Annotated in this window: 16 protein-coding genes and 1 other RNA gene; 13 read left to right on the forward strand and 4 right to left on the reverse strand. The window is 60.5% G+C overall.

Going from position 1 to position 18,471, the window contains the following annotated elements; all coding sequences use genetic code 11:
- Positions 1-174: 174 nt before the first annotated feature.
- Positions 175-1,494, forward strand: a complete 1,320-nt coding sequence (locus tag KTF55_RS05055) for a serine dehydratase subunit alpha family protein (protein ID WP_217107785.1) — start codon at positions 175-177, stop codon at positions 1,492-1,494.
- Here KTF55_RS05055 and KTF55_RS05060 read toward each other — a convergent pair.
- Complete coding sequence (locus KTF55_RS05060; RefSeq protein WP_226790561.1) at positions 1,491-2,249, reverse strand: HAD family hydrolase; 759 nt, start codon at positions 2,247-2,249, stop codon at positions 1,491-1,493. The two genes, KTF55_RS05055 and KTF55_RS05060, sit on opposite strands and share 4 nt — an antisense overlap.
- 315 nt (positions 2,250-2,564) lie before the next feature.
- On the opposite strand from KTF55_RS05060, the gene rpsA reads away from it, so the two are divergent.
- From rpsA to KTF55_RS05075, 3 genes are all read left to right on the forward strand, one after another.
- Positions 2,565-3,731 carry a 30S ribosomal protein S1 gene (rpsA, locus tag KTF55_RS05065; RefSeq protein ID WP_022095232.1) on the forward strand — a complete coding sequence of 389 codons (1,167 nt, stop codon included), beginning with the start codon at positions 2,565-2,567 and terminating at the stop codon, positions 3,729-3,731.
- Positions 3,732-4,088: 357 nt separating this feature from the next.
- Positions 4,089-4,450, forward strand: an RNA gene (rnpB, locus tag KTF55_RS05070) — RNase P RNA component class A.
- Between the two features lie 330 nt (positions 4,451-4,780).
- Positions 4,781-5,419 carry a YigZ family protein gene (locus KTF55_RS05075; RefSeq protein ID WP_199411510.1) on the forward strand — a complete coding sequence of 213 codons (639 nt, stop codon included), beginning with the start codon at positions 4,781-4,783 and terminating at the stop codon, positions 5,417-5,419.
- Between the two features lie 67 nt (positions 5,420-5,486).
- On the opposite strand, the gene KTF55_RS05080 is transcribed toward KTF55_RS05075, so the two are convergent.
- Positions 5,487-5,933, reverse strand: a complete 447-nt coding sequence (locus tag KTF55_RS05080; RefSeq protein WP_055251626.1) for a C-GCAxxG-C-C family protein — start codon at positions 5,931-5,933, stop codon at positions 5,487-5,489.
- Positions 5,934-6,161: 228 nt separating this feature from the next.
- On the opposite strand from KTF55_RS05080, the gene KTF55_RS05085 reads away from it, so the two are divergent.
- The 4 genes from KTF55_RS05085 to KTF55_RS05100 all read left to right on the forward strand — a co-directional run bounded on the left by KTF55_RS05085 (position 6,162) and on the right by KTF55_RS05100 (position 10,090).
- Positions 6,162-7,445 (forward strand): O-acetylhomoserine aminocarboxypropyltransferase/cysteine synthase family protein, encoded by a 1,284-nt coding sequence (locus KTF55_RS05085; protein ID WP_055251624.1) that lies wholly within the window; start codon positions 6,162-6,164, stop codon positions 7,443-7,445.
- Between the two features lie 141 nt (positions 7,446-7,586).
- On the forward strand, positions 7,587-8,891 hold the full coding sequence (locus tag KTF55_RS05090; RefSeq protein WP_217107788.1) for an MFS transporter: 1,305 nt from the start codon (positions 7,587-7,589) through the stop codon (positions 8,889-8,891).
- A gap of 157 nt (positions 8,892-9,048) precedes the next feature.
- Positions 9,049-9,627 carry a xanthine phosphoribosyltransferase gene (locus KTF55_RS05095; protein ID WP_217107789.1) on the forward strand — a complete coding sequence of 193 codons (579 nt, stop codon included), beginning with the start codon at positions 9,049-9,051 and terminating at the stop codon, positions 9,625-9,627.
- Between the two features lie 82 nt (positions 9,628-9,709).
- On the forward strand, positions 9,710-10,090 hold the full coding sequence (locus tag KTF55_RS05100; RefSeq protein WP_371734662.1) for a peptide chain release factor-like protein: 381 nt from the start codon (positions 9,710-9,712) through the stop codon (positions 10,088-10,090).
- Positions 10,091-10,176: 86 nt separating this feature from the next.
- On the opposite strand, the gene KTF55_RS05105 is transcribed toward KTF55_RS05100, so the two are convergent.
- Together KTF55_RS05105 and KTF55_RS05110 are read right to left on the reverse strand one after the other, a co-directional pair.
- Complete coding sequence (locus KTF55_RS05105) at positions 10,177-11,139, reverse strand: diacylglycerol kinase family protein (RefSeq protein ID WP_217107790.1); 963 nt, start codon at positions 11,137-11,139, stop codon at positions 10,177-10,179.
- Between the two features lie 87 nt (positions 11,140-11,226).
- Positions 11,227-12,648, reverse strand: coding sequence for a chloride channel protein (locus KTF55_RS05110; protein WP_217107791.1), 1,422 nt, complete (start codon positions 12,646-12,648; stop codon positions 11,227-11,229).
- Between the two features lie 210 nt (positions 12,649-12,858).
- Here KTF55_RS05110 and glp point away from each other — a divergent pair, with 210 nt between their 5' ends.
- The 5 genes from glp to KTF55_RS05135 all read left to right on the forward strand — a co-directional run bounded on the left by glp (position 12,859) and on the right by KTF55_RS05135 (position 18,274).
- Entirely contained in the window at positions 12,859-14,121 is a 1,263-nt protein-coding gene (gene glp, locus KTF55_RS05115; protein WP_217107792.1) for a gephyrin-like molybdotransferase Glp, read from the forward strand.
- Between the two features lie 10 nt (positions 14,122-14,131).
- The gene (locus KTF55_RS05120; RefSeq protein ID WP_118080408.1) at positions 14,132-14,611 is read left to right on the forward strand and encodes a molybdenum cofactor biosynthesis protein B; all 480 of its coding nucleotides are present in this window, start codon (positions 14,132-14,134) and stop codon (positions 14,609-14,611) included.
- A gap of 202 nt (positions 14,612-14,813) precedes the next feature.
- Positions 14,814-15,689: a molybdate ABC transporter substrate-binding protein gene (gene modA, locus KTF55_RS05125; RefSeq protein WP_217107793.1), complete on the forward strand. Its 876-nt coding sequence runs from the start codon at positions 14,814-14,816 to the stop codon at positions 15,687-15,689.
- Between the two features lie 68 nt (positions 15,690-15,757).
- Positions 15,758-17,200: a molybdate ABC transporter permease subunit gene (modB, locus tag KTF55_RS05130; RefSeq protein WP_226790559.1), complete on the forward strand. Its 1,443-nt coding sequence runs from the start codon at positions 15,758-15,760 to the stop codon at positions 17,198-17,200.
- 3 nt (positions 17,201-17,203) lie between these two features.
- The gene (locus KTF55_RS05135; RefSeq protein ID WP_196031902.1) at positions 17,204-18,274 is read left to right on the forward strand and encodes a sulfate/molybdate ABC transporter ATP-binding protein; all 1,071 of its coding nucleotides are present in this window, start codon (positions 17,204-17,206) and stop codon (positions 18,272-18,274) included.
- Positions 18,275-18,471 lie beyond the last annotated feature (197 nt).

Raw genomic sequence — 18,471 nt, forward strand, 5'->3', positions numbered from 1 at the left:
TTTTTGGTCAAACGCTTTAGCAGGCAACAAGACCGGCTTCTCATGAATAATGCCGCCAATTTGTGCTTGAGCGCCGTCCGCCGGAACCATGGTTGCGGTTTTTGATGCATTGTTATCAAATAAAGGAGCTAACTTTTTTGAGAGCCCAGCCCGTTATGCAAGCAGGAGATACCTATGCCCACCGATTCCATCCGTGATGCCGCGTTTTGCGATGTTTTGAACCGCGAGCTTGTCTGTGCACTCGGCTGCACCGAGCCCATTGCCGTTGCCTATGCAGCGGCGCTGGCGAGCCAGACGCTCGGTTGCGAACCCGATCATATGGATGTTGCCTGCTCGGGCAACATCATCAAGAACGTCAAGAGCGTGACCGTGCCCAACTCGGGCGGTATGCACGGTATTGAGGCCGCGGCCGTGCTGGGTGCCGTGGGCGGCGACGCTAAGAGCGCACTTGAGGTGCTCGAGAGCGTTAACGATGAAGACCGCGCTCGTGTGGCCGAGCTCCTCGCCGACGCCGGCTACTGCGATGTGTCGCTTGTCGAGGGTGTGCCCAACCTCTACATCAAGGTGACTGCGACGGCCGGGGGCCATACCGCGGTCGTCGAGATTACCGATCACCACACCAATGTCACGTGCCATACGCTCGATGGTATTCCGGTATGCGGCAAGTCGGCGGGGGAGTGCGCCGCCTGCGCCGAGCGCGTGGTGGCCGAGCGTGCGGCAGATAACGCCGATACCCCTATGAGCATCGAGTCCATCATCGACTTTATCGAGGACGGTGACATTGAGGACGCCCGTGCTGCCGTTGAGCGTCAGATTGAGCTGAATGGCGCGATCAGTGCCGAGGGTCTCGCGCACGCTTGGGGCGCCGAGGTGGGTCGTACGCTGCTGGGTGCTCGTGCCGATGACGTCGCCTGCCGTGCCCGTGCCCGTGCGGCCGCCGGGTCCGACGCCCGCATGAACGGTTGCGCGCTGCCGGTCGCCATTGTGTGCGGCTCGGGCAATCAGGGCATTACCTGCGCATTGCCCGTCATGGAGTATGCCGAGTACCTGCGCTGCGACCACGAGCGCCTGGTGCGCGCCGTGATGCTGTCCGATCTTATTGCCGTGCATATCAAGAGCTATATTGGCGCGCTCTCGGCGTTTTGCGGTGCTATTTGCGCTGCGTGCGGCTCCGGCGCTGCGATTACCTGGCTGTGCGGTGGCACGCGCGAACAGATTGGCGCGACGGTCTCGAACACGCTCGGTAATGTGGGCGGCATCGTGTGCGACGGCGCCAAGGCGAGCTGTGCCGCCAAGATCTCGGCTGCCGTTGATGCGGCGATTCTGGGCCACGATATGGCTATGCAGGGTCGCGGCTTCCGCGCCGGCGAGGGCCTGATCCAGGATACCGTTGAGCAGACAATCGCCAGCATGGGCTACGTGGGCCGCGTGGGCATGAAGGACACCGACGTCGAGATCCTCAACATCATGATCGGCAAAACCCAAGTGTGCTAGGACAGTTCGTCGGCTATTTGGTGCTCGTAGAAGGCTTCGATTACGGCGTTGAAGTCGCGGGCGAAGTCTTCCATGGTTCCGCACCAGGTGGCTCGGCTGGGCTTGCCTTGGCCCACATAGGCAGTCTGAATGCCGCAGGCGGGGCTGGGGAAGTCGCGTTTGGGATCGTTGCCCACCATAAGGACCTCGTGCGGCTCGAGCCCCATCACCTGAAGCTGCTCTAGATAGTAGGTGGCATCAGGCTTGCAGCGGCTAGCGTTTCCCATGTGCGTCACGAGTTCAAAGGGGGCGTCAGCCAGGTCGCCCCAACCCATGCGGCATTCGATGGCCCCCTGGGGAAAGCTGGGGTTGGTAAAGAGCGCGTAGCGCAGCCCTGCGTCCTGTACGGCCTGGAGCGCGGCGTGTGCGCCCGGCATGGCGTGGGCGTTAATGATATCGTCGTTCTTGTACGGAAGAACTTCGCGTTCGTAGTAGGTAAACGCCTCGTAGATGAGGGGATCGGAGAGGCAGATCCCGCATCGGCGCTCGACCTCTTCTTGGTAAAACTCAAGATTGGTGCGGTTGTCCGTGCCGCTGCGGCGATTGGCGTTGAGGTCGACCAGGATGGTGCCGAGGCGTGCCATCGTGCCACCGCGGCTGCGGCGGCCGATATCCGCGAGCATCGAAGAGACATCCTTAAAATAGCGAAGGATGAACGCGTTGAGGTTGATGCTGAGAAGCGTCTCGTCCATATCGAAAACGACTGCTTTGAGCACGCGGGCACCTTTCTCGTAAATTTGATCTAGAGTTGTTGGCTCCGGATACTTTACCCCAAAGCCGAATGCCTGGCTGGTTATCGTCAAGTTGCGGAGACGTGTGTTCATAAGATTACGAAAAAGTCTCCACACGAGTAAAAAATCGCAGTTCACGCTTGAAATCGAAATGATTTCCCCGTAACCTATACGAACGTGATTGCATAAGCGTCACATTAGTATCTGTCGGCTCCCGAGTGTTCCTAAACGTTGTGTGCTTGTCGCACCCTTCTGTAGGTCCTAGCAATCGGGGCCCCGTAGTTCGAAAGGGGTCCACCTTTGAGTGAGATTCAGAACTCGTCCATTTTCTCTCTTGACGATGTCAACGAGGAGGAGATGAACAACCTCATCGACGGTACGATTACCGACTTTGATGAGGGCGATCTCGTTAACGGCACTGTCGTTAAGATCGAGCATGACGAGGTGCTCGTTGACATCGGATTCAAGTCCGAGGGCGTTATCCCGGTCCGCGAGCTGTCCATCCGCAAGGACGCTAACCCTGCAGACATCGTTGCACTCGGTGATCCCATCGAGGCTCTGGTTCTCCAGAAGGAGGACAAGGACGGCCGTCTGGTCCTGTCCAAGAAGCGTGCCGAGTACGAGCGTGCTTGGAACCGCATCGAGGAGAAGTTCAACTCCGGCGAGAACGTCGAGGGCGAGGTTATCGAGGTCGTCAAGGGCGGCCTGATCCTCGACATCGGCCTGCGTGGCTTCCTGCCCGCTTCCCTCGTCGACCTCCGTCGTGTCAAGGACCTCACCTCCTACATGGGCACCCGCATCGAGGCCCGCGTCATCGAGATGGACCGCAACCGCAACAACGTCGTCCTCTCCCGTCGCGTCGTGCTCGAGGAGTCCCGTAAGGCCGAGCGCTCCGAGATCCTGTCCAAGCTCAAGTCTGGCATGCGTCTCCAGGGCACCGTTTCCTCCATCGTCGACTTCGGCGCCTTCGTCGACCTCGGCGGTATCGACGGCCTCATCCACATCTCCGAGCTCTCCTGGAACCACGTCAACCATCCTTCCGAGGTTGTCAAGGTCGGCCAGGAGGTCGAGGTCGAGGTTCTCGACGTCGATCTCAACCGCGAGCGCATCTCCCTGGGTCTCAAGCAGACCACCGAGGATCCGTGGCGTGCACTGGTCAAGAAGTACCCCGTCGGCGCTATCGTCGAGGGCACTGTGACCAAGCTTGTCCCGTTCGGCGCTTTCGTCGACCTGGGCGAGGGCATCGAGGGCCTGGTGCACATCTCCGAGATGGCCAACAAGCACGTCGATCAGCCTTCTCAGGTCACCCATGTGGGCGACAAGGTTCAGGTCAAGGTCATGGAGATCGACCTCGACCGTCGTCGTATCTCCCTGTCCATGAAGTCTGCTGCTGAGACTCTGGGCGTCGAGATCGAGGTTACCCCGCTGCCTTCCGAGAAGAAGGACGAGGAGACCGACGCCGAGTAAATCGGTTTGACGATCACTTGTTTTAAGATCACTTGTTTTAAGGGATCCGTCCGCAATGGACGGGTCCCTTTTTGCATTTGTTGCTGAGGTACGCGATGCTGCCCGTGCGCGATGCTGCCCTGGCTGTTCGCAGACTATTGGGTTGTCGGTGCATGAAAAATGCCGACATCCCGCCTCGGGGAGGAGGCGGGAACGCACCGAGTAGACGGAGGGGTGCGGAGCGCGGTCGCGTCTCGACTGACGACGTTGCCCATCGACAACCCTATTGTACTGCATAGCGCGGTTCTTGGTTTATCGTGTCGAACGCTTGTGTTGTGCCATTGCCTGCGGCAACGGTGTGCTACACTCTTGCACTGCTGAGTGGGCCAGACGGTCGCGCGATGTGCTGCTTGCAGCACGCGTGAGGAAAGTCCGGGCTCCAGAGGGCGGGATGCCGGCTAACGGCCGGGCGGAGTGATCCGACGGAAAGCGCCGCAGAAAAGAAGACTCCCACCTGCGCCGCAAGGCGTAAAGGGAAAAGCTGAAACGGTGGTGTAAGAGACCACCAGCGTCGTGGCAACACGGCGGCTTGGCAAGCCCCATCCGGAGCAAGCGCGAATAGGAACGCTATGGGCCGGCCCGGTCCGCGTTCGGGTAGCGTGCGTGGAGCTGCATGGTAACGTGCAGACAAGATAAATGACCGTTCACGACAGAACCCGGCTTATCGGCCCACTCGGCACTTTGTTGACGCTGCGAACCCGTCAGCGCGGCAATCTGCCTTTCAAGCCTTCGGGCATGACCATAAGGTCAATGCCCTCGGCTTTCAAGGCACCTTGCTCGCGCTGACGGGTTCTCGCCTTCGACGGCGTCAGCTGGCCGATTTGGCGCTCATTCGTCGGTCGCCGCCATAAGGCGTGCTCCCTCCTCTTTCGGGCCAAATCGACTCAGCTGACGCCGTCTCGCTGTTTTTGCCTGGTCATTGACTTTGCCGTTCTATTTACCGGGGTTACCGGTGCTGTCTTTGCCGTATTATTGAGGCTGTTTGTTGCTTTGCTTGTTGTTGAGGGGCTTTGTTGGACAGCTATTTTACTCTTCAATCGAATATTGAGGCTTCGGGCGAGTTTGTGGACCGCAAGAGCCGGTTTATTGCCCAGCTGGTCCATATTGAGTCCGAGGATGAGGCGAATGCCTTTATTGAGATGGTTCGCAAGCGCCATTACGACGCTCGACACAATGTTCCCGCGTGGATTTTGGTCGATGGACGCGAGCGCCAGAGCGATGACGGCGAGCCGAGCCGCACGAGCGGTATGCCGACGCTCGAGGTGTTGCGCGGTGCAGGGCTCAAAAATGTTTGCTGCGTGGTGACGCGCTATTTTGGCGGAACGTTGCTGGGGCCTGGTGGCTTGGTGCGTGCCTACACTGCGGCGACGCAGGCGGCGGTGGCCGCGGCTCAGGAGGCCGGACAGATCGTCGAGATGACAAGTGTTGTGCCCGTTGATGTTCATGTGGCCTATCCGCAATACGAGCAGGTGCTTCGCCTGGCGCAGGATTCGGGTGCCAAGGTTTCGGATACCGATTACGCGGATGCCGTGACACTTCATTTGGTGTTCAAGGCGGGGGAGCAGGAACCGTTTTGCGCTAAGATGCGCGAGCTTATGGCGGGGCGCGAGGAGATTGAGGTTGGCGCTCCCGAGTTTGCGGAGTTCTAACGGCGACGGCCGGCGTGCTTTTGGATGAATCCCAAGCGCGCCGGCCGTCGATTTCTGTTGCAGCCGTTTACTCGGCGAGCTGCTTTAGCACATCGCAGGCAATCTCGACGGCATCGTCGATGCAGCCGGGGCAGCTGCGGAGCGGACCCTTGTCCGATCCGATGCCCTTGAGCGTGCCGCAGACGGTCGTCGTGTTCTTCTCGCCAAAACGCTTGGCGATCTCGCGTGACAGCTTGTAGGTCTGGCCCTTGGTCTTGGGGTTTTCCATGCCGTCGCTCATCACAAAGCCCATGATGGCCACGGCGCCCGAGATAGCACCGCAGGTTTCGGTCATGCCGCCCATGCCGGCGCCAAAGCCCTCGGTGAGGGTAAAGGCGACCTGGGGGTCGAGCCCGACGGCGGGCGCGAGCGTGCAGGCGACGGCCTGCGCGCAGTTAAAGCCGCGGGCATGGTACTCGGCAGCCTGAGCCTGACAGGCGGTGATGTCGAGCTGGGCTGTATCGATTTGCTTCATCGTTGTCTCCTTTGTCACGGTGTACCCGCCTATGGTACCCGTGCCTGTGCATGTAATCATCGAGAGCTCCATCTATGCCTCATTTTTATCTATCGAACAAATGCCAGGATCTGCGACAAATACCCCCGATTAATCTGTCCTATAACCTACCCTGGAGATGGGTTGAGAGGGGTGCAGGGTAGCGGTATCGTGAACCGAATAAACGTAACCCAGGCAAGGGAGCTAGATATGAGCGAGCAGACTATCGGTACCACATGTGTTCAGGGCGGCTATCACCCGGGAGATGCGGAGCCGCGCCAGGTGCCCATTTACCAGTCCACCACGTGGAAGTACGACACGTCGGAGCACATGGGCAAGCTGTTTGACCTGGAGGAGTCTGGCTACTTCTACAGCCGTCTGCAGAACCCCACGTGCGATTTGGTTGCCGCCAAGATCTGTGAGATGGAGGGCGGCACCGCTGCGATGCTCACGAGCTCGGGCATGGCCGCGAACTTCCTCGCGATTTTTAACGTTGCCGGCGCCGGCGATCACGTGGTCGCGAGCTCTGCCATCTACGGCGGTACCTACAACCTGCTGGCTCACACCATGGGTCGTATGGGCTTGACCTGCACGTTCGTTGCCCCCGACTGCACCGACGAGGAACTCGAGGCAGCCTTCCAGCCCAACACCAAGCTCGTCTTTGGCGAGACGATCGCAAACCCCGCCCTTGCCGTGCTCGATATTGAGCGCTTTGCCAAGGCTGCACATGACCACGGCGTGCCGCTGATGGTCGACAACACCTTCCCGACGCCCGTGATGTGCCGTCCCTTTGAGTGGGGTGCCGACATCGTTACGCACTCCACCACCAAGTACATGGATGGACATGCTGCCTACCTGGGCGGCGTGATCGTTGACCACGGCCAGTTTGACTGGATGGCCCATGCGGACAAGTTCCCGGGTCTTACCACGCCCGATGAGAGCTACCACGGCGTGACCTATGCCGAGAAGTTTGGTCGCGAGGGTGCCTTCATTACCAAGGCAACCGCTCAGCTCATGCGCGATCTTGGTCCTATGCAGAATCCGCAGGCGGCCTTCTTCCTGAACAGCTCGCTCGAGAGCCTGCATGTGCGCATGCCGCGTCATTGCGAGAACGGCCTGGCCGTTGCCAAGTTCCTGCAGAGCCATCCCAAGGTGCGCTTCGTGAGCTATCCGGGCCTGGAGGGCGATAAGTACTATGACATCGCTCAGAAGTACATGCCCAACGGTACCTGCGGCGTTGTGAGCTTTGGCTTTAACGGTGGTCGCGCGGCGGCCGAGACCTTTATGAAGAGCCTCAAGCTCGCCCAGATCGCCACGCACGTTGCCGACGCCCGCACTTGCTGCCTGCATCCTGCTAACGCTACGCATCGCCAGATGAACGACGAGGAACTCATCGCCTGCGGTATCTCCGCCGACATGGTGCGCCTGTCGTGCGGCCTCGAGGACACGGCCGATCTGATTGCCGACCTTGAGCAGGCACTCGAGCAGTGCTAGGCTAGCGTTCGCATAAGGCGCCGATGCTGGCAGAAAGCTTCGGCGACCTTTAGTTCCGATTCCGTAGGCGGGACCCCAATCGCGACTGTTTACAGGCGATCGGGGCCCCGTTTTTGCGTTGGGCCACTCGAAAGGATGGATATGGAGAAAACTGCAGAGCAGCTGCGCCGCGAGCATATTGCCCTAGAGGGCGACACCCATGGCAAGAACAAGTGGGCGATTCTGTTTACCGTGCTCATCATGACGTTTATGGTGTGTCTGGATTCGACCGTCGTGACCGTGGCGCTGCCCGTGATACAAAAGGAGCTGGGCGTGGGCCTCGATCGCATTCAGCTGGTAAGCTCGGTGTATCTGCTTGCGACTTGCGTGGCTATGTTGCCGTTTGGTCGTCTGGGCGACGTGCGCGGCAAGGTGAATGTGTTCCAGCTGGGCGTCATCGTCTTTTCGGTCGGTTCGCTGCTGTGCGGCCTTTCGGCCTCGCTCGAGGTTCTTATCCTGGCACGCATTGCTCAGGGCGTCGGTTGCGCGGCGGCCATGGCTAACAACATGGGTATCATCACCGAGTCGTTTCCGGCGCGCGAACGAGGCCGTGCCATGGGTATTCTTGCGACCTTTGTGGCCCTCGGCATGATGTGTGGCCCCGTGCTCGGCGGCATGCTGGTGGCAAGCTTTCCTTGGGAGAGCATCTTCCTCATCAACCTGCCCATTGGCGTCATCTCGTTTATCGTGGGGCTCTACACGCTGCCGCATGTTAAGCCGGAGGCCGGCGAGCGCCCCATGTCCCTGATCGAGGCCGCTCGTCGCTGCTTTGCAAATTCGGCCTTCACCATCAACCTTGCCTGCATGCTCATCGTGTTCGTTGGTATTGGCGCATCTGAGTTTATTCTGCCGTTCTATTTTCAGGACGCCCATGGTTTTGGTTCCGACATTTCCGGATTGCTCTTTTTGGCGCTGCCGATGGTGAATGCCTTTATCGGACCGCTTTCGGGTACGGTTTCGGACCGTGTTGGCTGCGAGGGCCCCACGGCGGTCGGCCTGGGCGTGTACGTGTGCGGTCTCTTTGCGGTAAGCACGCTCGACGAGCACTCTTCTATCCCTGTGATCGTGTGCTGCGTTGCGTTTATGTCGTGTGGCACGTCGATTTTCCAGAGCCCCAACAACTCGCTGTATATGGGCTCGGCTCCGCGCGAAGCGCTCGGCTTTGCGGGCAGCCTGGGCAGCCTGGCGCGCTACGCCGGCATGGCACTCGGCATTACGGCGGCGTCGCATATCCTGTATGGGCAGATGAGCGTGGCGATGGGCGAGGCCGTGACCAGTTTTGTTGCAGGCCGTCCGGATGTATTCCTATTCGGCTTTCGATCGGTGTTCTATGTGCTTATGGCTGTGGCCGCTGTGGGCTTTGCGCTTGCCATAGTGCGTTTGGTGAAGATGCGCGCCCGCCATTAGCGTGTTGGGAGGCTGACTGCCACGATTCGCGCCGTCCCAAAAAGACTGGTTTGTGGTGCGATGCGGCTTGTGGGGCGGGCGGGGGTCGGTCCGTGGTAGACTATCGAACAACGTTTATTAATCGCGCGGTATCGTTGCCGTGAGAAGGGGTTGCGCCATGCAGGAGCTTGAGGATCGTATTCGCCATGACGGCATCGTAAAGGCCGGTAATGTCCTTAAGGTTGATGCCTTCCTCAACCACCAATGCGACGTTGAGCTGTTCGACCACATGGGCGCCGAATGGGCCCGTCTGTTCGAGGGTGTCGAGATCAACAAGATTCTAACGATCGAAGCTTCGGGCATTGGCATGGCTTGCATTGCAGCCCGGCATTTTGGCGGCGTGCCGGTGGTCTTTGCCAAGAAGGCGCAGTCCATCAACCTCGACGGCGAGCAGTACGCCACGACCATCTACTCCTTTACCAAGCAGAAGGAGTACCCGGTCATCGTTGGCAAGCGCTTCCTGTCCGAGGGCGACAAGGTCCTGATCATCGACGACTTCTTGGCCAACGGGTGCGCGCTCGAGGGTCTTATCAAGATCTGCGAGGCTGCGGGTGCCGAGGTTGCCGGCATTGGCATCGCCGTTGAGAAGGGCTTCCAGGGCGGTGGCGATAAGCTCCGCGAGCGCGGCTTCCGCGTTGAGAGCCTCGCCCGTATCGCCGATATGGACTGCGATACCGGCGAGATCACCTTCGCCTAAACGCGCAACACAAGCGATTGGTATGCGATGTGACAAAGGGACTGTCCCTTTGTCACATTTTTTTATGAGGGGAGGTGTTGATATGGATGAGAACAAGATGGGATGGCGCGAGTATGCGCGCTATGCCGAGATGTCGGTCGAGGATTTGGCGCGCGATTGCGAGGTGCAGGTATTTCGCGCGACGGGTCCGGGCGGACAGGGCGTGAACACGACTGATTCAGCGGTACGCATGAAGCATGGGCCCACGGGGATTACCGTGACGGCGCGCGAGAGCCGCAGTCAGTTCCAGAACCGTAGCTGCTGTCTGCGTAAGCTGCGCGCTGAGCTTGAGCGTCGCGGGCGTCCACCGCGCCGACGCGTAAAGACCAAGGTGCCTCAGCGCTCTCGCCAGCGCAGGCTCAATGACAAGCACTTCAACGCGATTAAAAAGGCCAACCGTCGCAAACCGGGCAGCGACGAATGATCTCTTCATAAGTTGCGGTGAAATAGGGACTGTTTTGCGGCTTTTGCTGCATAAACAGTCCCTATTTCACCGCAACTTAGGTGGGGTTAGCGGGTGGGGTGCCAGACCTCGAGGGCGCCGGCGAGGATGTCGACCTCGATGCGTGAGGCGACAACGGGCTCGCCGTCGGCCTGGATGGGGTAGTCGGGCTCCTCAAAGGTAAGCTCGGCATGGCGGCAGCGGCGCATGCGAACCGGCGGCAACTTGGTATGGTGGCCGTCCTTGGCCGAAAGGAACATAGGCAGGGCAACCGCGCGAGGGACGGGGCCGCAGGCGTAGCAGACGTCGAGTGTGCCGTCACAGGGGTCGGCGTCGGGACAGATGCGATAGCCCGAGCCATAGGTAGGACCCAGCTGAATCGCCATGATGATTGCCCTCACGCGCTCGGCGGGCGCTCCGTCAAAGCTGACTGTCATGGGGTAGTTGCGATAGCGTAGGCCAAACTGCTCAAGTCCCGAGAGAGTGTAGAGCGGCGCGCCCGTCAAGCCGGTCTTTTTGCGCAGCTCGGTGGTGCCAAGGCCGATGGCGGCATCGATGCCGACCGAAAGCGTCTGGTCGTAGTACTCAACGGTAGCCTCGCCGCTGCCGCTCGCAGGGCTCCACGAGCGAATGCGCCCGATGTCCTGACGTTGCAGCTCGCAGGTGAGCAGCGCGCCAAAATCCTTACCGGAGAAATCGTCGATGCCGAGCGTTTGGGCAAAATCGTTGCCAGAGCCCACGGGCAGGACGGCAAGGGCGGGCCGGACCGCCTCATCCTGCGTCATAAGCCCATTGACGACCTCGTGAATCACGCCGTCGCCGCCGAGCGCGATAACGGTGCGGTAGCCCGTTGCCTGGGCGGCCAGTTCCTTGGCGTGTCCCATGCGCTCGGTCAGCACCAGGTCAAACTGGGATGCGCGTGCAGTCATGTCCAAAAAGCGTTGCAGGCGCTCGGCAACCTCGCGCGCGGCGCCCGACTGGGCGGCTGGGTTGGCGATGATGAGCGTGCGACCAAAATCAGTTGCGTGCATGGGGCGACTCCCGGCGTGTGACATGACAGTGCGGTCGCGCTCAGGTCGAATTGCCCCTGATTGTGGCTGCACGGCGAATACTAACGTCTACTCTATCAAGTCGTTGTGGCGCTCGATAGCATCCGCTACCGTACCGCCCTCATCCACAATAAGCGAGCGGCGCTTGGGTGAGATGATGCGCTGGGCGGGGTACACGCCGCGGTGTCCGCCGGTTAGGTAGCTGATAAAGGCCACGATGACAAAGAACCCGGCGGCCGTGCCGTGGAACAGGTCGATGGCCATCATGCAGGTGGTGATGGGTACGTTGAGGCCGGCGCAGAACACGCCGAGCATGCCGAGAGCCGCCAGAAAACTGGGGTCGAGCCCGGTAAGGCAACCGATCCAGCCACCGAGTGCCGCACCGATGCCAAACAGGGGCGTGACCTCGCCGCCTTGGAAGCCAGCGCCCAGGGTAAGCGCTGTGACGACCAACTTGATGGCTGCGTCCGCCAGGGTGGTGTTGCCCGCAAATCCGGCGCTGGAAAGCCACGTGGAAAGGCCGGCGTAGTCCCAGGCGTCGAGGAGGGCATAGGCGGCCAAAACCACGAGTGCGCCTATAAGTGCGCGAACGAGGTAATTGGTGATAAAGCGACCGTACAGGCTCTTGACGGTTCGAACCGACCACGCAAAGAGGCGTGCCGTCAGACCGAAGATGATGGCGCTGATAACAACGATGACGACCGTTGTAGTCGTCATAGCGGGAACGCTGGCGATGACATTCACTTCGTACTCGGTACCCAGGGCGAGTGATGTAAAGTAGCCGGTAAACGACGCGACCAGGCAATAGATGCCCGCGGTGTAGTCGATCTTGCCGATAAAGCACATCTCCATGCCAAAGAAAGCTCCGGCAAGGGGCGAGCCGAATACGGCGCCAAAGGCCGACGAGATTCCGGCGAGCATGAGGTCGTGGTGGTCATGCTTTTTGAGGTGGGCGAGGCTCGAGATGTTGCTGGCGATGGTGCCGCCAATCTGCACCGCAGCTCCCTCGCGACCGGCCGATCCGCCCGTTAGGTGCGTGAGCGTGGAGCAGACGAAGGTGAGGACGGCCATGCGCATATGGATGAGGCGGGTGCCCAGAGCGGAGTCGATGACCAGGTTGTTACCGCGTTTGGCGGCAAGACCGTGGTTTTTGTACACCCATGCGGTGGCAACGCCCACAACGGGAAGAAGCGCGTAAATCCACGCATGGTGCTCGCGATAGTCGGTCGCGATATTCAACGAGGCCAAAAACGCCCAAGCGGCAACGCCCATGGCAAGCGAGACGATGACGACGAGTACGAGCAACTTGGCGCTCGCGAGTAGGTTGCGGGCGTTGCGGCGCGTGTCGGCAGCCAAGAGATGCTCGGAGCGGGTAAGTTGATGCCTGCCTGCCGTGATGACGTCGTTCAGGGAGAAAAAGCCGCCGTCGTCGAGCGGCTGGGGATGGTCTTGCGCCTCGTTTGCGCTTTCGGGTTTGTCGTTATGAGTCATACGTTCCTCTTTTAGGTTGCAACGCAAGCATTATAAAACGCGGTAAACGTGACGAGCCGGTGGGTTGGTTTCGATTCTGTTTCGTGGCTTGAGGCCGACAGGTGTATTTGCGGGTACAGGCCAAGTCGCGGTCGTGCGTCGGGGGATTATACTGAGACAAGCATAAAGAATTGGCGCCCCTGTTGTGCGCCGTGGCATTAAGAGGTGCATATGGCAGAGAAACTCATTCCGCTGGAGGACGCGCAGTCGATTGTTCTGTCGCACGTTGCTCCGACCGATCTCGTCGAGATTCCCGTGTGGCAGGCCACCGGTCTTCCCTTGGCCGAGGACGCGGTGGCCGACATCGACATCTCGCCGTTTGCCAACAGTGCTATGGACGGATATGCCGTGCGCTCGGCGGACTTGGCGCAGGCGTCTGGCGAGGCGCCGGTGACGCTCGACGTTATCGGACACGAGGCTGCGGGACATGTGTTTGAGGGCGTAATCGGCGCGGGCGAGACGGTCCGCATCATGACGGGCGCGCCGGTACCCGAGGGTGCCGATGCCGTGGTGAAGTACGAGATCGTCGATGTGCTCGACGGTGACGGCAACGAGGGCTCGCGTGTGGGGTTCTCGGCGCCGGCCAAGGTGGGGGAGAACGTTCGCTCTGCCGCCGAGGAGGCCCATGCCGGCGACGTCGTGATGCACGCCGGTGAGGTTGTGGCTCCGGCCGGCGCCGGCCTGCTGGCAAGCGCCGGTTACGAGAGCGTGAAGGTCCATGCCGCTCCGCGCGTGGGCATTATCTCGCTGGGCACGGAGCTGGTCGCGCCGGGTGAGCTGCCGGCGCGCGGTCAGATTCGCGATTCCAACTCCTCGGCGCTGATGGCTGAGGCACTCGATGCCGGTGCCGAGCCCGTGTTCTACGGCATTGCGCCCGATGATGAGCAGGCGATTGCCGAGCTTGTGCATCGCGCCGTGCAGGAGTGCGATTTTGTCATTACGAGCGGTGGCGCCTCGGCGGGTGATTACGATTTCGTGACGGCGCTCGTCCGGCGCGAGGGCGAGGTGCTGTTTGACCGCATCTCGATGCGTCCGGGCAAGGCCATCACGTTTGGCTTGCTCGGGGGTAAGCCCTACCTGGGACTTTCAGGCAATCCGGCCGCGGCGTATGTGGGCTTTGAGATGCTCGCCCGCCCGGCGATTCGCAAGATGCGCGGCTTTGCCGAGGGTGCGCGTCCCGTGCAGCAGGCGACGCTCACACACGACGTGAAAAAGCGACAGCATCGCCGCTTCTTCGATCGCGCCACGGTTTCGCGCGACCCCGAGACCGGTGAGCTGTTGGTGACCGAGGCCAAGACGCAGAATTCGGCGCTGCTCGGCACGATGCAGCGGGCCAACTGCCTGCTGCGTATTGACGAAGGACCGTGCGACCTCAAGGCGGGCGACGTCGTGGATGTCGTGCGTGTCGACCTGCCCGAGGGAACGGTGTTGTAGGAGGAAGACTATGGAGTTGAAGATATCGATCGTGACGTGCTCGGACACGCGCGATCTTGCGCAGGACGAGGCCGGAGCCGCACTCGAGGAGCTTATCGAAGCGCAGGGCTGGACGGTCGCCTCACATGTGGTCGTGCGCGACGACGTCAGCGAGATTGGTGATGCCATTGTGGAAGCCGCCGATGAGTGCCACGCCAATGTCGTGCTCACCTGCGGCGGCACGGGGCTTTCGATGCGCGATGTGACGCCCGAGGCGACGCGTGCCGTCTGCGACCGCGATGTGCCGGGTATTGCAGAGGCGATTCGCGCGTACTCGATGACCAAGACGCGCCGCGCCATGCTCTCGCGCGCTATTTGCATGCAACGAGGTCATACACTTGTCGTAAACTTTCCCGGTTCTACGAAGGCCGCCCGCGAAAGCTGGGAGGCCATAGCAGACCAGCTGGAGCATGCGGCTCAGATGACAGCGGGCGGCGGACATACCAATTAAGCGGTTTACCTGCGGTGGGGCGACCTTATCGGTCGCTCCGCTTTTGTTTTCCGCCGAATCGACGCCGAGGTGTACGGTAACTCGAAACTATATTCTCAGCGAGAATAATTTCTCACTAACATTATTCGCGCAAAAGTATAATCTGATTGCAGATTAAAGCCCGCGGTGGGGTACCCGGGCACAAGGTCCGAAAGGGTTGAATATGTTCGATATGGTTTCTCGCCGCGGATTCGTCTCGCTTTCTGCTGTCGCCGCTGCCGGCCTTGGTCTTGCTGGCTGCTCGGGCAGCAAGACGTCCGAGCCGGCCGGATCCGATGCCGGCTCCGCCAAGTCTTCCTCTAAGAAGAAGGCTGTCGAGCTGCAGGTCTTTGCCGCCAACTCGCTCGAGAAGGCCCTGCCCGAGGTTCAGGAGCTCTACACCGAGCAGACCGGCACTACGTTTGCCGACACGCAGTTTAAGGCGTCTGGCGACCTTGTCGAGCAGATGCGCGCCGGTGCCGCCGTCGACGTGCTCATCACGGCCTCCAAGGGTACCATGGATGACGCTGAGACCGCCGAGCTCGTCGACGCCGACACGCGTGAGGACATGTTCGTCAACGACCTCGTGATTATTCGCGCCGAGGGCTCCGACACCAAGATCGAGGCCATCGCCGACGTCGCGAACCTGGACGGCAAGATCGCCATCGGCGACGCCAAGACCGTCCCCGCCGGCAAGTACGCCAACCAGGCGCTGGCTTCCGTGGGCCTCTACACCGGCATCGAGGGCGACGACGGCGAGTATGCGCCCGAGATCGCCGACAAGGTGGCCCTGGCCGACAAAGTTGGTACCGCCGCCGCCTATGTGTCCACGGGCGACTGCGTGGCTGGATTTGTCTACAGCTCCGATATCTTCCGCTACGACGGCATCGAGGAGGCCTTCGTGTGTCCCGAGGACTCGCACAAGCCCATCGTGTATCCGGGTGCCGTTGCCGAGAGCTCCGAGCACGCCGACGAAGCCAAGGCGTTCATCGACTTCTGTCTGACCAACAAGAAGGCTCAGAAGATTTGGGCCAAGTACGGCTTTGAGCTTTCCGCGTAGTGCGGCTTGGCGCGATAATTCCATCGTTTTGTGTTTCACTCCGTTCTTGTATTCGCTTGGAGCTTTTCGTGCTTAATAGATTCCGCATGCTTGTCGCCTGTGCTTTGACCTTCGCGCTTTGCTGGGTGCCGGGATTTGCGTTTGCTGGGGACGCTGAGGACGGGGCCCAGGTTGCTGCGACCGCTCATGGGCTTTCCTATGGGATCGAGGGTTTTGAGCGGCTGGCCAAGGGGACCGCTCGTGCCATGGAGGGCCAGCCTGAGGGCTACCGGTTTCCCGTTGACGAGGACGTGGACCTTGTGGTGGCGCCTGCTGCCGATCGCGTTGTGGTGTGGATATCGCCCAAGGCGGTCGAGAAGTATGGATTGGATCCGCAGGACAACGAGTGCGTATCGGGTCTCAAGGCCCTCGTCTGTAAGCTCGACAGCGCAAACTGCATGGGAGGTGCGCAGCTGGGGGACGTGGATCTTCCTTGGTATGTCACGGCGGAAACAACGTTTGATTCCGGCGGGTATACCTATGGCTTTGACGAGCGCGGTGCGGATGGGGACCGCTATGTGGTGATTGCATCAGCCTCGGGTGATGCCAAGGGCGGCGCGCGTTGGCTTGATAGCGCTCACATGGTAGAAGCATCGTCTGTCGTATTGCGGGATGAGCAGGGGCCCTGGACCTCTCTGACCTCCTTTTTGTGCGACATCGACTATCGCCCGTTTTGGGTGTCCATTAAAACGAGCGGTCTTGCCCTGGTGATCGCGTTTGCGCTGGGCCTGTTCGCCGCGTGGAAGACCATGGGTACCTCGAGTCGCATCAAGGGCCTGCTCGATTCGGTCTTTACGATTCCTATGGTGCTGCCGCCTACGGTGTGCGGCTTTTTGCTGCTTATGCTATTTGGTCGATCGACCGGGGTCGGTCGGTGGCTTATCGCGCACGGCGTCTCGATTGTCTTTACGTGGCCGGCGGCGGTGATCTCTGCCGTGGTGGTGTCGTTCCCGCTCGTCTATCGTACGGCACTCGGAGCCTTCGAGAGCCTCGACACGCAGATGCTCGACGCCGCGCGAACCTTGGGATGGTCCGAGCGTCTCATCTTTACCAAGCTTATGATGCCGCTTGGGTGGCCCTCTATTGCCGCCGGCACGGTGCTCGCCTTTGCCCGCGCGATGGGCGAGTTTGGCTGCACGCTGTTCTTTGCGGGCAACTACGCCGGTATTACGCAGACCATTCCCATCGCCATCTACTTTGAGTGGATGGGCGGCAACACGTCGGTGGCCCTCTTTTGGGTCGTCGTCGTGATTGTCTTTAGCTTTTTGGTCATCCTGTTCATCAACATGTACACCGCTCATTCGCAAAAGTATCGCGAGCGGGGCCTTTCCCGTGCGGAGCGCAAACAGGCCAAAGATCTCGCCGGACAGGGCGATTCGCTCGACCCAGTCGGCGGCGATGCCCTGCGTATCGATCGCGAGGCGCTGGCCGAGCTCATGCGCGATGATGCGGCGCCGCAGGGAGGTCGATAGGTCATGTCACTCGTTCTGGATATCAAAAAGCGCTATCCCGGCTTTATGCTCGACATGCAGCTTGAGGCCGGCGAGGAGCGCGTGGCGCTGCTGGGCGCCTCGGGTTGTGGCAAGAGCTGCACGCTGCGCTGCATTGCCGGTGTGGAGACGCCCGACGAGGGCAAGATCGTCGTCAACGGCGTGACCTTTTTTGACTCGGGGGCGGGCATCAACCTGTCGCCCCAGGAGCGAAAATGCGCCCTGCTGTTCCAAAACTATCAGCTGTTCCCTAATATGACAGTGGCCGATAACGTATGTGCCGGCGTAAAGGATGCGGGCGACGCCGCGGCGCGCAAGCAGCTTGCCGAGCGCTACCTGGGTATCTTTGGACTGGCCGATTTTGCCGACCGCTATCCCGCGCGACTCTCGGGCGGTCAGCAGCAACGTGTGGCGCTTGCGCGCATGGTGGCGGCGCATCCGGGCATTTTTATGTTCGACGAGCCCATGAGCGCACTCGATTCCTATCTTAAGAGCGCCCTCGAACAGAACATGCTCGACCTGTTCGATGTATGCAACCGCACCGTGCTCTACGTGAGCCACGATATTGACGAGGCATGCCGCCTGTGCGAGCGCATTTGCGTGATGCATAACGGACATGTCGAGGAGATCGGCTCCGTCGAGGACGTGGTCCGCCGTCCGCAGACGCTGGCGGCGCTGCGCCTGACGGGCTGCAAGAACACAAGCCGGGCGCGCAAGATCGGCGACGAAGAAGTTGAGGCGCTCGATTGGGGCATGACCTTTAACGTGGGTCGCGAGGTTCCCGATAATGTGGCGTACCTGGGCATTCGCGCGAGCTACTTCCATGTGGACAACCGTGCCGAGCGGGGTCGCAACAGCTACGACCTGCACGTGGCGCGCGTGAGCGATTCGCGTTTTGAGCGCCTGGTGCTGTTGGATGCGCCGCGGGCCGATGCGCCAACGCGTCTGCAGTGGAAGGTCAACAAATTGAGCGTACCAGCGGATGGGTTACCGCAAGAAGGCGAGACCCTGCGTATGCATTTTGATGCCAGCAGGATCCATCTGGTTTGTCGGTAGCGCCGGGTAATGCCGTCGGGGATATAAGTCTCGGCGGCTTTGTCTTGCCGTTCGCCGAATGGGGAATGACAAACTCTTATCAACACAGATAATTATTTATTAAACGACGGCACACGAGGTTGTCGTACGAATGTCAACGGTGTTCGCATGGTCGACGACCGTTGATATAGTTGACCTCAACTTGTAGAGGAGGGTGC

It is taken from the genome of Collinsella sp. MSK.8.10 (assembly GCF_019041915.1).
Classification (GTDB): Bacteria; Actinomycetota; Coriobacteriia; order Coriobacteriales; family Coriobacteriaceae; genus Collinsella.

Coding starts and splice junctions, on each gene's coding strand:
- KTF55_RS05055 (WP_217107785.1), top strand. CDS start 175: ATGCCCACCGATTCCATCCGTGATGCCGCGTTTTGCGATGTTTTGAAC.
- KTF55_RS05080 (WP_055251626.1), bottom strand. CDS start 5,933: ATGAAGCAAATCGATACAGCCCAGCTCGACATCACCGCCTGTCAGGCT.
- KTF55_RS05085 (WP_055251624.1), top strand. CDS start 6,162: ATGAGCGAGCAGACTATCGGTACCACATGTGTTCAGGGCGGCTATCAC.
- KTF55_RS05090 (WP_217107788.1), top strand. CDS start 7,587: ATGGAGAAAACTGCAGAGCAGCTGCGCCGCGAGCATATTGCCCTAGAG.
- KTF55_RS05095 (WP_217107789.1), top strand. CDS start 9,049: ATGCAGGAGCTTGAGGATCGTATTCGCCATGACGGCATCGTAAAGGCC.
- KTF55_RS05100 (WP_371734662.1), top strand. CDS start 9,710: ATGGATGAGAACAAGATGGGATGGCGCGAGTATGCGCGCTATGCCGAG.
- KTF55_RS05105 (WP_217107790.1), bottom strand. CDS start 11,139: ATGCACGCAACTGATTTTGGTCGCACGCTCATCATCGCCAACCCAGCC.
- KTF55_RS05110 (WP_217107791.1), bottom strand. CDS start 12,648: ATGACTCATAACGACAAACCCGAAAGCGCAAACGAGGCGCAAGACCAT.
- glp (WP_217107792.1), top strand. CDS start 12,859: ATGGCAGAGAAACTCATTCCGCTGGAGGACGCGCAGTCGATTGTTCTG.
- KTF55_RS05120 (WP_118080408.1), top strand. CDS start 14,132: ATGGAGTTGAAGATATCGATCGTGACGTGCTCGGACACGCGCGATCTT.
- modA (WP_217107793.1), top strand. CDS start 14,814: ATGTTCGATATGGTTTCTCGCCGCGGATTCGTCTCGCTTTCTGCTGTC.
- KTF55_RS05135 (WP_196031902.1), top strand. CDS start 17,204: ATGTCACTCGTTCTGGATATCAAAAAGCGCTATCCCGGCTTTATGCTC.